Annotated in this window: 13 protein-coding genes; 1 reads left to right on the forward strand and 12 read right to left on the reverse strand. The window is 70.7% G+C overall.

The genetic code is table 11. The annotated features are described in order from the left end of the window. Nucleotides 1-107: 107 nt before the first annotated feature. Entirely contained in the window at nt 108-1,337 is a 1,230-nt protein-coding gene (locus ACF08N_RS25150; protein WP_392326938.1) for a DUF349 domain-containing protein, read from the forward strand. Nucleotides 1,338-1,406: 69 nt separating this feature from the next. Here ACF08N_RS25150 and ACF08N_RS25155 read toward each other — a convergent pair whose 3' ends face one another. From ACF08N_RS25155 to ACF08N_RS25210, 12 genes are all read right to left on the reverse strand, one after another. Next, complete coding sequence (locus ACF08N_RS25155; RefSeq protein ID WP_392326939.1) at nt 1,407-3,890, reverse strand: RelA/SpoT family protein; 2,484 nt, start codon at nt 3,888-3,890, stop codon at nt 1,407-1,409. Nucleotides 3,891-4,078: 188 nt separating this feature from the next. Then, nucleotides 4,079-4,624: an adenine phosphoribosyltransferase gene (locus ACF08N_RS25160; RefSeq protein WP_392326940.1), complete on the reverse strand. Its 546-nt coding sequence runs from the start codon at nt 4,622-4,624 to the stop codon at nt 4,079-4,081. Further along, nucleotides 4,621-5,727 (reverse strand): protein translocase subunit SecF, encoded by a 1,107-nt coding sequence (secF, locus tag ACF08N_RS25165; protein WP_392326941.1) that lies wholly within the window; start codon nt 5,725-5,727, stop codon nt 4,621-4,623. Before secF ends, ACF08N_RS25160 begins: the two co-directional genes overlap by 4 nt. A 1-nt stretch (nt 5,728) precedes the next feature. Continuing rightward, entirely contained in the window at nt 5,729-7,513 is a 1,785-nt protein-coding gene (secD, locus tag ACF08N_RS25170; RefSeq protein WP_392326942.1) for a protein translocase subunit SecD, read from the reverse strand. 147 nt (nt 7,514-7,660) lie between these two features. Then, nucleotides 7,661-8,143, reverse strand: coding sequence for a preprotein translocase subunit YajC (gene yajC / locus ACF08N_RS25175; protein ID WP_392326943.1), 483 nt, complete (start codon nt 8,141-8,143; stop codon nt 7,661-7,663). Nucleotides 8,144-8,307: 164 nt separating this feature from the next. Beyond that, nucleotides 8,308-9,372 carry a Holliday junction branch migration DNA helicase RuvB gene (gene ruvB / locus ACF08N_RS25180; RefSeq protein WP_392326944.1) on the reverse strand — a complete coding sequence of 355 codons (1,065 nt, stop codon included), beginning with the start codon at nt 9,370-9,372 and terminating at the stop codon, nt 8,308-8,310. A 532-nt stretch (nt 9,373-9,904) separates the two neighbouring features. Then, the gene (gene ruvA / locus ACF08N_RS25185) at nt 9,905-10,513 is read right to left on the reverse strand and encodes a Holliday junction branch migration protein RuvA (RefSeq protein ID WP_392326945.1); all 609 of its coding nucleotides are present in this window, start codon (nt 10,511-10,513) and stop codon (nt 9,905-9,907) included. Then, complete coding sequence (gene ruvC / locus ACF08N_RS25190; protein ID WP_392326946.1) at nt 10,510-11,046, reverse strand: crossover junction endodeoxyribonuclease RuvC; 537 nt, start codon at nt 11,044-11,046, stop codon at nt 10,510-10,512. The genes ruvA and ruvC overlap by 4 nt, the downstream gene beginning before the upstream one ends. 148 nt (nt 11,047-11,194) lie before the next feature. Beyond that, on the reverse strand, nt 11,195-11,947 hold the full coding sequence (locus tag ACF08N_RS25195; RefSeq protein ID WP_177153219.1) for a YebC/PmpR family DNA-binding transcriptional regulator: 753 nt from the start codon (nt 11,945-11,947) through the stop codon (nt 11,195-11,197). A gap of 62 nt (nt 11,948-12,009) precedes the next feature. Beyond that, a complete protein-coding gene (gene pdxT / locus ACF08N_RS25200) occupies nt 12,010-12,594 on the reverse strand; it encodes a pyridoxal 5'-phosphate synthase glutaminase subunit PdxT (protein ID WP_392326947.1) in 585 nt (194 codons plus the stop codon). Then, complete coding sequence (gene pdxS, locus ACF08N_RS25205) at nt 12,594-13,502, reverse strand: pyridoxal 5'-phosphate synthase lyase subunit PdxS (protein WP_177153221.1); 909 nt, start codon at nt 13,500-13,502, stop codon at nt 12,594-12,596. The genes pdxT and pdxS overlap by 1 nt, the downstream gene beginning before the upstream one ends. Nucleotides 13,503-13,616: 114 nt before the next feature. Further along, on the reverse strand, nt 13,617-14,111 hold the full coding sequence (locus ACF08N_RS25210) for a hypothetical protein (protein WP_392327158.1): 495 nt from the start codon (nt 14,109-14,111) through the stop codon (nt 13,617-13,619). Nucleotides 14,112-14,266 lie beyond the last annotated feature (155 nt).

Here is a 14,266-nt window from a genome sequence, read left to right on the forward strand (position 1 = left end):
GCGCGGGCCGGCTTCGCGTTGCTCAGGACGGGCGAGGCCCGTCCCAGGAAACTGTGGACGATGCCCGGGGACGAACTCCCTCGCGGGCATCAGGTTGAGGAGGCGCTGTGAGCAGCGACCCGTGGGGCCGCGTCGACGAGACGGGCACCGTGTACGTGCGTACTGCCGAGGGCGAGAAGGTCGTCGGATCGTGGCAGGCGGGCTCTCCCGAGGAGGCGCTGGCCTACTTCGAGCGCAAGTACGAGGGCCTGGTGGTCGAGATCGGCCTCCTCGAGCGGCGGGTGAAGACCACCGACCTGTCGACGAAGGACGCCATGGCGGCGATCGACCATCTGCGCCAGCAGGTGGACGAGCACCACGCCGTCGGCGACCTCGACGCGCTGCGCGTGCGTCTGGACGCGCTCGTGGCGACGGTCGACAAGCGCCGCGAGGAGCGCAAGGCGCAGCGCGCGAAGCAGAGCGACGAGGCGCGTCAGGCCAAGGAGGCGCTGGTCACCGAGGCCGAGGAGCTGGCACGGAGCGACCAGTGGCGGGCCGCGGGTGAGCGGCTGCGGGCCCTGGTGGACACCTGGAAGGGCCTGCCGCGGCTCGACCGGAAGTCCGACGACGAGCTGTGGCACCGGTTCTCGCACGCCCGCTCGGCGTTCTCCAAGCGGCGCAAGGCGCACTTCGCGTCGCTGGACGCACAGCGCGAGGAGGCCCGTCAGACCAAGGAGCGGCTGGTGGCCGAGGCCGAGGCCCTGTCGGGTTCGACGGACTGGGGCCCCACCGCGGCCCGCTACCGCGATCTGATGGCGCAGTGGAAGGCTGCCGGCCGCGCGCAGCGCGAGGCCGAGGACGACCTGTGGAACCGCTTCCGCGGCGCCCAGGACGTCTTCTTCGCCGCGCGCAGCGGGGTGTTCGCCGAGCGCGACGCCGAGCAGGCGGAGAACCTCAAGCTCAAGGAGGAGCTCGCGGCGGAGGCCGAGAAGCTGGTGCCGGTGACGGACCTCAAGGCGGCCCGCGCCGCCTTCCGGGCCATCAACGAGCGCTGGGAGGCCATCGGCCATGTGCCGCGCGACGCCCGGCCGAAGGTCGAGGGCCGGATGCACGCGGTGGAGCGGGCACTCCAGGAGACCGAGGAGAACGAGTGGCGCCGTACGAACCCGGAGGCGCGTGCGCGTGCCGCGGGTCTGACGGGCCAGCTGCAGGCGGCCGTGGACAAGCTGCGTGAGCAGATCGACGCGGCGCGTGCGGCGGGCAACAACGCCAAGGCCGACAAGCTCGCCAAGGAGCTCGAGGGCCGTCAGGCGCTGCTGGACCAGGCGCTGAAGGGCCTGGAGGAGTTCGGCGGCTGACCACGCCGAGACGAAAGGGGCCCCGGTACGCGTCGCGTACCGGGGCCCCTTTCGTGTGCGGGCTGCCGGCTACGGGCGCCGCGCGGAGGTGACGCGGTAGACGTCGTAGACCCCCTCGACGCCCCGGACCGCCTTCAGCACGTGGCCGAGGTGCTTGGGGTCGCCCATCTCGAAGGTGAAGCGCGAGGTGGCCACCCGGTCGCGGGAGGTCTGCACGGCCGCCGACAGGATGTTGACGTGCTGGTCGGACAGGACGCGGGTCACGTCCGACAGCAGCCGGGAGCGGTCCAGCGCCTCGACCTGGATGGCGACGAGGAAGACCGACGACTGGGTGGGCGCCCACTCGACGTCGAGGATCCGTTCGGGCTGCTGGGAGAGCGAGTCGACGTTGACGCAGTCCGCGCGGTGCACGGAGACGCCGCTGCCGCGGGTGACGAAGCCGATGATCGGGTCGCCGGGGACGGGCGTACAGCAACGGGCCAGCTTGACCCACACGTCCTCGACGCCCTTGACGACCACGCCCGGGTCCGTGCTGTTGCGGCGCTTGCCGCGGCTGCGGGAGGGCGGGGCGGACTCGGCGATGTCCTCGTTGGCGGCCTCTTCGCCGCCGAGGGCCTGCACCAGCTTCTGCACCACGCCCTGGGCGGCGACATGACCCTCGCCGATCGCCGCGTACAGCGACGAGATGTCGGGGTAGCGCATCTCGTGCGCGAGGGTCACCAGGGAGTCACCGGTGAGGATGCGCTGGATCGGCAGGTTCTGCTTGCGCATGGCGCGCGCGATGGCGTCCTTGCCCTGCTCGATGGCCTCGTCGCGGCGCTCCTTGGAGAACCAGGCGCGGATCTTGTTGCGCGCCCGGGGCGATTTGACGAAGCCGAGCCAGTCGCGGGAGGGGCCCGCGCCCTCGGCCTTGGAGGTGAAGACCTCCACCAGGTCGCCGTTGTCGAGGGTCGACTCCAGCGGTACGAGCCGTCCGTTGACCCGCGCGCCTATGGTGCGGTGGCCGACCTCGGTGTGCACGGCGTAGGCGAAGTCGACGGGGGTGGCGCCCGCCGGGAGCGCTATGACGTCGCCCTTGGGGGTGAAGACGAAGACCTCGTTGCGGGACAGGTCGAAGCGCAGGGACTCCAGGAACTCGCTGGGGTCCTCGGTCTCCTTCTGCCAGTCCAGCAGCTGCCGCAGCCAGGCCATGTCGTTGACGGTGTCCTGGCCCGCGGTGCCCTTGCCGGCCCTGGGGACGTCCGTGCGGATCTTGGAGGCGCCGGCGACGGTCTCCTGCTTGTACTTCCAGTGGGCCGCGATGCCGTACTCCGCGCGGCGGTGCATGTCGAACGTGCGGATCTGCAGCTCGACGGGCTTGCCGTTGGGGCCGATGACCGTCGTGTGCAGCGACTGGTACATGTTGAACTTGGGCATCGCGATGTAGTCCTTGAACCGGCCGGGGACCGGATTCCATCGCGCGTGCACCGTGCCGAGGGCCGCGTAGCAGTCGCGGACCGTGTCGACGAGGACGCGAATGCCCACCAGGTCGTAGATCTCCGCGAAGTCACGGCCGCGGACGATCATCTTCTGGTAGACGCTGTAGTAGTGCTTCGGGCGGCCGGTGACGGTGGCCTTGATGCGGGCGGCGCGCAGGTCGGCCTGGACCTCGTCGGTCACTATGGCGAGGTACTCGTCGCGCTTGGGCGCGCGCTCGGCGACCAGGCGCACGATCTCGTCGTACATCTTGGGGTAGAGGATCGCGAACGCGAGGTCCTCCAGCTCCCACTTGATGGTGTTCATGCCCAGCCGGTGCGCCAGCGGGGCGTAGATCTCCAGCGTCTCGCGGGCCTTCTTCTCCTGCTTCTCCCGCTTGAGGTAGCGCATGGTGCGCATGTTGTGCAGGCGGTCGGCGAGCTTGATGACCAGGACACGCGGGTCCTTGGCCATGGCGACGACCATCTTGCGCACGGTCTCCGCCTGCGCCGCCTCGCCGAACTTGACCTTGTCCAGCTTGGTGACGCCGTCGACGAGCAGGGCCACCGAGTCGCCGAAGTCCCGGCGCAGCTGCTCCAGCCCGTACTCGGTGTCCTCGACGGTGTCGTGCAGGAGGCCGGCCATCAGCGTCGCCGGGTCCATGCCGAGCTCGGCGAGGATGGTGGTGACGGCGAGCGGATGCGTGATGTACGGGTCGCCGCTCTTGCGCTTCTGACCACGGTGCCAGCGCTCGGCGACCTGGTAGGCGCGCTCGATCTGGCGCAGCGTGGACGTCTCGATCTTGGGGTCGTTGCTGCGCACGATCCGCAGCAGCGGCTCCAGCACCGGGTTGTACGGCGACGAGCGCTGCACTCCGAGGCGGGCCAGGCGGGCGCGTACCCGGTTCGAGGAGCCGCCCGAACGCGTCGTGGCGGGGGGCACGGGCTTGGGCGCGGAAACGGGCACGGGGCCCACGCGCTCGGGCGCGGGAGGCCGCTGATTCCGGTCCGGCGTCGGCTCGGGCGTGACAGGGGCTGCCGCGGCCTGGTCGGCCTTCTGGCCGGGCTGCGCGGCGGCGGACTGGGCCTCGTCTGGCAAGGGCACTCCTCGTGCGGTTCCGGGTCCCCCGGTCGAGCCCGGAAAGCCCATGGTATCGACCTGGCCGACCCGGTGCGTACGAGGCGGTGGAGAGGCATGCGCCACAAGGGCAGCGGCGGGAACGACGACGGGTGCCCCCGAGTGTTTCGGGGGCACCCGTCGGTGCCGTGGACGGCCGGCCGCGGCCGTCAGAGCGTGATCAGCGCCTCCAGCGGTGCCCCGCGCAGGGCGCCGTCGAGCCGGGACCGGCCGCCGAGGAAGCCGAGCTCCATCAGGACCGCGATGCCCGCGACCTCCGCGCCCGCCCGCCGGATGAGCTCCAGCGAGGCCTCGGCGGTGCCGCCTGTGGCAAGGACGTCGTCGATGACCATGACGCGGTCCCCCGCGCTCAGGTCCTCGGCGTGCACCTCGATCTCGGCGGTGCCGTACTCCAGCTCGTACGCCTGTCCCAGCGTCGCCCCGGGCAGCTTGCCCGCCTTGCGCACCGGGATGAACCCGATGCCCGCGCGGACGGCGACCGGTGCGGCGAGGATGAAGCCGCGGGCCTCGAGGCCAACGATCTTCGTCGCGCCGTGGCGGACGCACAGCTCGGTGAGCGCGTCCGTCAGCGCCGTGAAGGCGACCGGGTCGGCGAGCAGGGGCGTGATGTCCTTGAACATCACTCCCGGCTTCGGGTAATCGGCGACGTCACGGATGCGGCTGAGCAGCAGCTCCCGGGTCCCGGCGGCGGTCACCGGCGCCTGCCCGAGGGACGGCCGCGCCCGCGCCCGCGCTGGCCGACGACGGCCGGCGTCGTGTCCTCCTGCACGTCGTCGGCGCTGTCGTCAGGCTGCTCGGGCTGCTCGGACTCGGCCGGCTCGCCCTTGGCCGCCGCGGCGGCACGCTTGGCGAGGACGCGCTTCTTCAGGGCCTTCATCTGCGGCTCGCGCTCCTTGAGGTCGGCGACCAGCGGAGTGGCGATGAAGATCGAGGAGTACGCACCGGCGGCGAGGCCGACGAACAGCGAGAGCGAGATGTCGTTCAGCATGCCGGCGCCCAGGACACCGCCACCGATGAACAGCAGGCCCGCGACCGGCAGCAGGGCGACGACCGTGGTGTTGATCGACCGCACCAGGGTGCTGTTGATGCTGCGGTTGGCGACCTCGCTGTAGGTCCAGCGGGTCTGCTTGGTGATGTCCTTCGACCCCTCCTTGAGGGAGTCGAAGACGACGACCGTGTCGTACAGCGAGTAACCGAGGATCGTGAGCAGACCGATCACGGTGCCCGGCGTGACCTCGAAGCCGACGAGCGCGTACACACCGACGGTGATCGTGATGTCGTGGATCAGCGCGATCAGGGCCGCGACCGCCATACGCCACTCGAAGGCGATGGCCAGGTAGATCACGACGAGGATCATGAAGACCCCGAGGCCCGTCCACGCCTTGTTGGCGATCTGCTCGCCCCAGCTGGGTCCGACGAGCTCGGCGTTGATCTTCTCGGCGTCGACGTCGAGCGTCTCGGAGAGCTCGGCGGCGACCTTGTCGGCCTGCTTGGTGTCCAGCTCACTGACCTGGATACGCATGCCGCCGGTGCCGAGCTCCTGGACGATCGCGGGGTGGCCGGAGGCCTCTTCCGCGGCGTCCTGCGCCTGCGCGACCGACACGCTCGTCTTCGGAGTGGTGAAGACGGCACCGCCCTTGAACTCGATGCCCATGTTGAGGCCCTGGACCACGAGGCCGAGGATGGCCGTGATGGTGATCAGGATCGAGACGCCGTACCAGATCTTGCGCTTGCCGACGAAGTCGTAGCCGACCTCGCCCTGGTACAGCTTGGCACCGAGGTTTCCGAGTCGTGACATCTCACGCCTCCTTCGGGTCGGTGGGGGCGGAGATGCGACGGGAGCGGCGCAGCGGGGGCTTGGCGCCGAGCCGCTTCGGGTCCAGTCCGGACCACGGGTGGCCGCTCGCGAAGAACTTCCTGCGGGCGAGGAGCGTCATGATCGGCTTGGTGAACAGGAAGACGACCACCACGTCGAGCAGGGTCGTCAGACCCAGCGTGAACGCGAAGCCCTGGACCTTGCCGACCGTGACGATGAAGAGCACGGCGGCGGCGAGGAACGACACGAAGTCGGAGACCAGGATCGTGCGCCGGGCACGCGGCCAGGCCCGCTCCACGGCCGGACGCAGGGTGCGGCCCTCGCGGATCTCGTCCCTTATGCGTTCGAAGTAGACGATGAACGAGTCGGCGGTGATACCGATCGCGACGATGGCACCGCAGACGGCCGGCAGGTTCAGCGCGAAGCCGATACCCGGGCCGAGCAGGGCCATCAGCGTGTACGTCAGGATCGCGGACACCATGAGGCTGAGGATCGCGATCAGGGCCAGGCCGCGGTAGTAGACGACCAGGTAGATCACGACGAGCGCGAGGCCGATCGCACCGGCGATCAGACCCGCCTGCAGCTGTTCGCCACCGAGGGCGGCGGTCACCGTGGTGACGCTCTGCTCCTCGAAGGAGAGCGGCAGGGCACCGTAGGACAGGATGTTGCCCAGGTTCTGGGCGGAGTCCTGGGTGAAGTTGCCGGTGATCTCGGCGCTGGCGCTCAGCGTCTGGTTCACCTGCGGGGCCGAGACCACTTCGCCGTCGAGGACGATGGCGAACTGGTTCATCGGGGGCTGCTGCTGCGAGAGGCGGCTGGTGATCTTCGAGAACTTCTTGGCGCCGCTCTCGGTGAACTCCATCGTGACGATCCACATGCCGCGCTGCTGGTCGAGCTGGCCCTTGGCGTCGTCGACGTCCTTGCCGTCCACCTCGGCCGGGCCGAGGATGTACTTCTCCCACTGGCCCACGCTGTTCTTGCCGCAGGCGAGGGTGGTCTCGGTCGGCTTGACGTTGTCACCGAGCTTGCCGCGGGCCTTGTCGTCCGTGCAGTCCAGAGCGATGAACTGCTTCTCCAGCGCGGCGGAGGCCGGGTCGCTGGACGGGGTCGGCTCGGGCTTGTCCGAGGGCTTGGGGCTCTCGGACGTCTTCGGCTTGTCCGACGCGGACGGCGTGGGGCTCGCCGCGGGGGCCTTGAGGCCCTCGGTCACGGCACGGCCCTGGGTGGTCGCACTGGGCGACGCGGTGGCGGAGGGAGAGCCGGAGGGGGCGTCGGCCTTCGGCTTGTCCGTCGCCTTGTCGTCCTTGGGCTTGCCGCTGGGCGACGCGCTCGGGGACGGCTCGGGGGCGGCGGGGCCGCCGGCGGCGACGGTCAGCACGGGCCGGAAGAAGAGCTGGGCGGTGGTGCCGACCTGCTCGCGGGCCTGCTCGGAATTCGTCCCCTTGGGGATGTTGACGATGATGTTCCGGTCGCCCTGGGTCTGAACCTCGGCCTCGGAGACACCCAGACCGTTGACACGGCGCTCGATGATGCCGACCGCCGTGTTCATGTTGGTCTCGTTGACGGCGCTCTCTTTGCCGGGCTCGCTCTTCGCCTCGAGCGTGATGGTCGTACCGCCCGCCAGGTCGATGCCCAGACGCGGCGTGAGCTGCCCCGCCCAGAACATGCCGCCCGTGAGCGCGACCATGGCGATCAGGATCAGAACCAGGGAACGCCCCGGCTTCCCCTGAGCCCCCGCGGGCCTTCGGCCCCTGTTCGGTGCTGCCACCTTCTCGTTTCTCCCTGTCCAACCGCCCGCGCCGGGTGTGCGCCGAGGCGGCCACGAAGTGTTGTGGGGACCTGCCCCCGAAGGTAAGTCGGCACAACCGGGGGACCGCCCGGCGCCGGTGGGCGCCGTCGCGGTCCCCGATCGTGACTACTTCGCGTCGGCCTCGCCGTCGGTCTTGCCGTCCTTGGCGTCGGCGTCCTTCGCCTCGGTGTCGTCCGCGTCGGCCGCCTCGGCCTTCTTGCCGAGGTCGATCTTGTCGGAGTCCGTGGCCTCGGCGGCCGCGGCGTCGTCGCTCAGAGAGGCGGCGTCGTCAGGGACGACGGTGGCGCCGTCGACCGTGACATCGTCGTCACCGTGGACGATGCGGTTGTACTCCTCGTCGGAGAGGACCGCGCCGATGGCGTTCTTCGCGAAAATCAGGTGGACGCCGGGAGCGGCCTCCAGGAGGACCGTGTCGTCGTTGACCTCCTTGACGGTCGCGTACAGGCCACCGATGGTCCGCACTCCGGTGCCGGGCTGCATCTGGTCGCGCATCTGGGCGGCAGCCTGCTGCTTCTTCTTGGCGGAGCGGGTCATCAGGAACATGGCCCCGATGAGCACGATGAAGGGGAGGAGGGTCAAGATATCCACGGCGGGGAATTCCTTCGCACGACCGCGCTGATGAACGGCCTGATCTACGGGGGTGGGCGCGCCGACCCGAAAGGTCGGCATCGGCGGAGTCTAAGCGAGTCCGCATCACTGGAACAACGCCCAGCATCGCACCGTGGTTCCGCACCGGACGAGTCTCCTCGCCGTCACGCCCCGAACAACCCCTGTTGTCCACTTGCGCCTGCCTGCGGCGGCACGAGCCCGAGGTGCGCCCAGGCCGCGGGCGTGGCGACCCGGCCCCGGGGCGTCCGGGCCAGCAGGCCCTCCCGTACGAGGAAGGGCTCGGCCACCTCCTCGACCGTCTCGCGCTCCTCCCCCACGGCCACCGCGAGCGTGGACAGGCCGACGGGGCCGCCGCCGAAGAGCTTCAGGAGCGCCTGCAGCACGGCCCGGTCCAGCCGGTCCAGGCCGCGGCTGTCCACCTCGTACACGGCGAGGGCGGACTCTGCCACCTCCCGGGTGATCAGGCCGTCCGCCTTGACCTGGGCGTAGTCCCGGACGCGGCGCAGCAGACGGTTGGCGATACGGGGCGTGCCGCGCGAGCGGCCGGCGATCTCGGCGGCGCCGTCCGCCTCGATCTCGACATCCAGGAGCTGTGCGGACCGGTGGATCACGCGCTCCAGCTCGACGGGCTCGTAGAACTCCATGTGCGCGGTGAAGCCGAAGCGGTCGCGCAGCGGGGGAGGCAGCAGGCCGGCCCTCGTCGTGGCGCCGACCAGGGTGAACGGCGGAAGCTCCAGAGGGATGGCGGTGGCTCCCGGGCCCTTGCCGACGATCACGTCGACGCGGAAGTCCTCCATCGCCATGTAGAGCATCTCCTCGGCGGGCCGGGACATGCGGTGGATCTCGTCGAGGAAGAGGACCTCTCCCTCCTGGAGCGAGGAGAGGATGGCGGCGAGGTCGCCGGCGTGCTGGATGGCGGGGCCGGAGGTGATGCGGATCGGGGCGTTCATCTCCGCCGCGATGATCATCGACAGGGTGGTCTTGCCGAGGCCGGGTGCGCCGGAGAGCAGTACGTGGTCGGCGGTGGCGCCGCGGGCGAGGGCGGCCTTGAGCACGAGGTCGAGCTGTTCGCGCACGCGCTCCTGGCCGACGAACTCGGCCAGCGACTTGGGTCGCAGCGCCGCCTCGACGGCCTGGTCCTCGCCGTCGGCGGCACCGCCGACCAGCCGCGCTTCCGCCTCGGCGGTGGTCTCGTCGTCCCAGTTCACGTGGTGTGTCCTTTTCGGTTCGTACGGTTGCGTGCGGGCGAGGCGGGGCGTGTCCCCGGGGCGCTGCCCCGGCCCCCCTACGGCCTGCGGGCGGGCGGAGCCCCTCGTGGCTCGATCTCCGCCTACGGCCCGGAGGCCGTGGGTGGGGCCCCCGTCGACGGCCGGGCGACCCAGCCGGGCCGGCAGCCAGGACAGCCGGTCCTGGTGACACGGTGGAAGCCCGGGAGATCCAGCACGGCCGCCGGACAGCCCGTCCGGGCGCCACGAGCGAAACCCGGGAAAGCCAGCGCGGCCGGCGGACACCGGTCCGGGTGAAGCCCGGGCGACCCGGCTGGGCCGCTGGACGGCCCGTCCGGTGCCCACGCGTCTCCCCCGACGGCCCGGCCGTCATGCATGGGACCCCGGGGACAGTCGGGAAACGCAGCAGGGCCGGCGGACAGCCGGTCGGCGGCGACTGAGCACACCGCGCGAAGCACCGTACGCGGTCCGGGGGCCGTGGCCCCGGTCGGGAGACGATGCCGGGGGGGACACGTCAGCGCGTCCGGTTCAGGGTCTGGAGCGCCGCTCGCAGCAGGGGGCCGACCGCCGGGGAGGGACCCATCGTCTCCGCCTGCGGAGACACCGCCGTCACCGCCTCGTCCGCCTCGCGGGTCGCGTAGCCGAGGCCGATCAGCGCGGCGTGCAGCTGGTCGCGCCAGGACTGGCTGACGGGCGCGCCCACGGCCGGCGCGGAGCCGATCGGCGACCCGAGGCGGTCCTTCAGCTCCAGCAGCAGCTTCTGTGCGCCCTTCTTGCCGATCCCCGGCACCGCCGTCAGCGCCTTCTCGTCACCGGACGCGACGGCGATCCGCAGGGCGTCCGGTGTGTGCACGGCGAGCATCGCCTGGGCCAGGCGCGGGCCCACGCCGCTCGCGGTCTGCAGGAGCTCGAAGACCTGGCGCTCGTCGTCGTCGGCGAAGCCGTACAGCGTCAGCGAGTCCTCCCGGACCACCAACGACGTGGCCAGCTTGGCCTCCTGACCCAGCCTCAGCTCCGAGAGCGTGTTCGGTGTGCACTGCACGGCCATGCCGACGCCGCCGACCTCGATCACGGCCGTGGTCGGGGCGAGGGCGGCCACCGTGCCGCTCACAAAGGCGATCATGAGGTCCGGCCTTTCGTCGAAGCGTGGTGCGCGGCGACCGCCCGCTGCAGGCGGCTCTGCGCGGGGGCGCGCCAGATGTGGCAGATGGCAAGGGCGAGAGCGTCCGCGGCGTCGGCCGGCTTCGGCGGTGCGTCGAGCCGCAGCAGCCGGGTCACCATGGCACCCACCTGCGCCTTGTCGGCCCGTCCGCTGCCGGTGACGGCCGCCTTGACCTCGCTGGGCGTGTGCAGGGCGACGGGGATCCCGCGGCGGCTCGCGCAGAGCATGGCCACGGCGCTGGCCTGGGCCGTGCCCATCACCGTCCGCACATTGTGCTGGCTGAACACCCGCTCCACCGCGACGAATTCGGGGCGGTGTTCGTCGAGCCACTGCTCGATGCCCTGCTCGATCGCAACCAGCCGGTGACCCAGATCGGCGTCCACCGGGCTCCGTACGACGCCGACGCCGCGCATCGTCAGCGGCCGGCCGGCCACGCCCTCCACGACGCCGACACCGCACCGGGTCAGCCCGGGGTCCACCCCGAGAACGCGCACGCGTCCCACCCCTCTTCCGCTCTCCCCCGGCTACCGCTGGGGGCGGTACCCCCAGTTCATGCAGGCTATCGGCCGGCACCGACAACGGCCCAACAACGCGAGGGGCCGACGGGGATGTGTCCCCGTCGGCCCGTCGTACGCGCGTGGCTCAGGCGTCGACCTTCTCCATGACCTCGTCCGAGACGTCGAAGTTGGCGAAGACGTTCTGCACGTCGTCGCTGTCCTCCAGCGCGTCGATCAGCTTGAAGATCTTGCGCGCGCCCTCCTCGTCGAGCTCGACCTGCATGGTCGGGACGAAGTTGGCGTCGGCCGAGTCGTAGTCGATGCCGGCCTCCTGGAGGGCGGTGCGGACCGCGACCAAGTCGGTGGCCTCGCTCAGCACCTCGAAGGACTCACCGAGGTCGTTGACCTCCTCGGCGCCCGCGTCCAGGACGGCACCCAGGACGTCGTCCTCGGACAGCTCGCCCTTGGGGACGATGACGACGCCCTTGCGGTTGAACAGGTACGAGACGGAACCCGGGTCGGCCATCGAACCGCCGTTGCGCGTCATGGCGACGCGCACGTCGGAGGCGGCGCGGTTGCGGTTGTCGGTGAGGCACTCGATGAGCACCGCGACACCGTTCGGGCCGTAGCCCTCGTACATGATCGTCTCGTAGTCGGCGCCACCGGCCTCCAGGCCGGCGCCGCGCTTGACCGCCGAGTCGATGTTCTTGTTCGGAACAGAGCTCTTCTTCGCCTTCTGGATGGCGTCGAACAGCGTCGGGTTGCCGTCGGGGTCACCGCCGCCGGTGCGTGCCGCGACCTCGATGTTCTTGATCAGCTTCGCGAAGAGCTTGCCGCGCTTGGCATCGATCACGGCCTTCTTGTGCTTCGTCGTAGCCCATTTAGAGTGGCCGGACATCTGCCTGTCTCCTTCGCGTAACCAATTTCTGAACGAACCCCAGAGATCCTACCGGGATCCCATCAGCCCACCGTGCGCACCATGTCGACGAACAGGCCGTGCACCCGGTGGTCACCGGTCAGCTCGGGATGGAAGGAGGTCGCGAGCACATTTCCCTGCCGTACGGCGACGATGTGGCCGTCGTGCTCGGCGAGAACATCGACCTGAGCGCCGATGGACTCGACCCACGGGGCGCGGATGAAGACGCCCTCGACGGGACCGACTCCGGACACCTCGACGGTCGCCTCGAACGACTCGTTCTGCCGGCCGAAGGCGTTGCGGCGGACGATCATGTCGATGCCGCCGAGCGTCTCCTGGCCGGAGCGCGGATCGATGATCTTGTCGGCGAGCATGATCAGTCCGGCGCAGGTGCCGTACACCGGCATGCCGGCCGCGATGCGCTCACGCAGCGGCTCCAGCATGCCGAACAGCGTGGCGAGCTTGGACATGGTCGTGGACTCGCCGCCGGGGATCACCAGGCCGTCGATCTCGGCCAGTTCCTCGGGCCGCCGCACCGGCCTGGCCACGGCGTCCGCCGCGGCCAGGGCGATCAGGTGCTCCCGTACGTCGCCCTGGAGGGCCAGGACACCGATCACGGGCGTCGTCATTACCAGCCCCGGTTCGCGTAGCGCTCGGCCTCGGGCAGGGTGTCGCAGTTGATGCCGACCATGGCCTCGCCCAGATTGCGGGAGGCGTCCGCGATGATCTTCGGGTCGTCGTAGAAGGTGGTGGCCTTCACGATGGCGGCCGCGCGCTTGGCCGGGTCGCCCGACTTGAAGATGCCGGAGCCGACGAAGACGCCCTCGGCACCGAGCTGGCGCATCAGCGCGGCGTCGGCCGGGGTGGCCACGCCACCGGCGGAGAACAGCACGACCGGCAGCTTGCCGAGCTCGGAGACCTCCTTGACGAGCTCGTACGGGGCGCGCAGCTCCTTGGCGGCGGCGTACAGCTCGTTGTTGTCGAAGCCGCGCAGCTTGGCGATCTCGTTCTTGATCTGGCGCAGGTGGCGGACGGCCTCGACGACGTTGCCGGTGCCGGCCTCGCCCTTGGAGCGGATCATGGCCGCGCCCTCGGCGATACGGCGCAGCGCCTCGCCCAGGTTGGTGGCGCCACAGACGAACGGGGTGGTGAAGGCCCACTTGTCGCTGTGGTTGACCTCGTCGGCCGGGGTCAGGACCTCGGACTCGTCGATGTAGTCGACACCGAGGGACTGGAGCACCTGGGCCTCGACGAAGTGGCCGATGCGCGACTTGGCCATCACCGGGATGGAGACCGCGTCGATGATCTCCTCGATCATGTTCGGGTCGGACATCCGGGCCACGCCACCGTCCTTGCGGATGTCGGCGGGCACGCGCTCCAGGGCCATGACGGCGACGGCGCCGGCGTCCTCGGCGATCTTCGCCTGCTCGGCGTTGACCACGTCCATGATCACGCCGCCCTTGAGCTGCTCGGCCATGCCGCGCTTGACGCGGGCGGTACCGGTCTCGGGGGTCTGCGGGGTGGTGGTGCTGGACACGGATGGACCTCACTCGATGACGACGTTGTGATGCGTCACCGATGGAACATCCGGGGACCAGTCCACATCAAGGGCCAATAGTCACCCCGTGGATCGTTTTGTGCGGGCCGGTCGTCAGGCGGGCCGGTCCGCCAGCGCGGCCGGGGGTTCGTCGTCCATCTCGAACGCCATGGGGAACGGGGCGTGGCCCGCGAGCCGGAACCAGCGCACCGTGCGGTGCCGACGCAAGGCGCGCGCGGCGCGGACCGCGTCGTTGTGGAACCGGCGCGCCATGGGGACGCGGCGCACCGCCTGCGCGAGCTCGCCCGCGGCGTCCTCGCCTCCCGGGACCGCGCGCAGCGCCTCCATCTGCGCGGCCTCCCCGAACACGGCCCGCAGCGCGGCACTGAGCTCGCTCTCGGCGACCTCGCGGTGCTCCTCCTCGGCCTGCCGGGCCTCGTGCGCCGCCTCGTAGAGCACGATCGACGCGGCGGGGTCGAGCACCCCGGAGGTGGCGAGCTCCTGCGCGACCGAGGCACGCCGCAGGAGCTGCGCGTCGAGCGCGGCACGGGCGGCGTCGATCCGCGCGTGGAGCCGGTCGAGTCGCCCGGCGGTCCAGCTGAGGTACATGCCGATGGCCACGAGGGCGACGACGATCCAGATCAGGGTGCTCACGGGCGGCAAGGCTACCGGGCCCTCGTGCAGGCGGCGGACCGGTCTGCGCGCTCGTGCGCGGCCGGGTCCACGTGCTCAACGCCCCATGGGGCGGGCGGGCTTCTCGTGCA

Source organism: Streptomyces sp. NPDC015127, from assembly GCF_043080095.1.
GTDB lineage: Bacteria > Actinomycetota > Actinomycetes > Streptomycetales > Streptomycetaceae > Streptomyces.

What these genes read in the sequence shown, in the direction of transcription:
- secF (WP_392326941.1), bottom strand. Translation starts at nt 5,727, where the DNA reads ATGTCACGACTCGGAAACCTCGGTGCCAAGCTGTACCAGGGCGAGGTC.
- ruvA (WP_392326945.1), bottom strand. Translation starts at nt 10,513, where the DNA reads ATGATCGCCTTTGTGAGCGGCACGGTGGCCGCCCTCGCCCCGACCACG.
- ACF08N_RS25195 (WP_177153219.1), bottom strand. Translation starts at nt 11,947, where the DNA reads ATGTCCGGCCACTCTAAATGGGCTACGACGAAGCACAAGAAGGCCGTG.
- pdxT (WP_392326947.1), bottom strand. Translation starts at nt 12,594, where the DNA reads ATGACGACGCCCGTGATCGGTGTCCTGGCCCTCCAGGGCGACGTACGG.
- ACF08N_RS25210 (WP_392327158.1), bottom strand. Translation starts at nt 14,111, where the DNA reads ATGTACCTCAGCTGGACCGCCGGGCGACTCGACCGGCTCCACGCGCGG.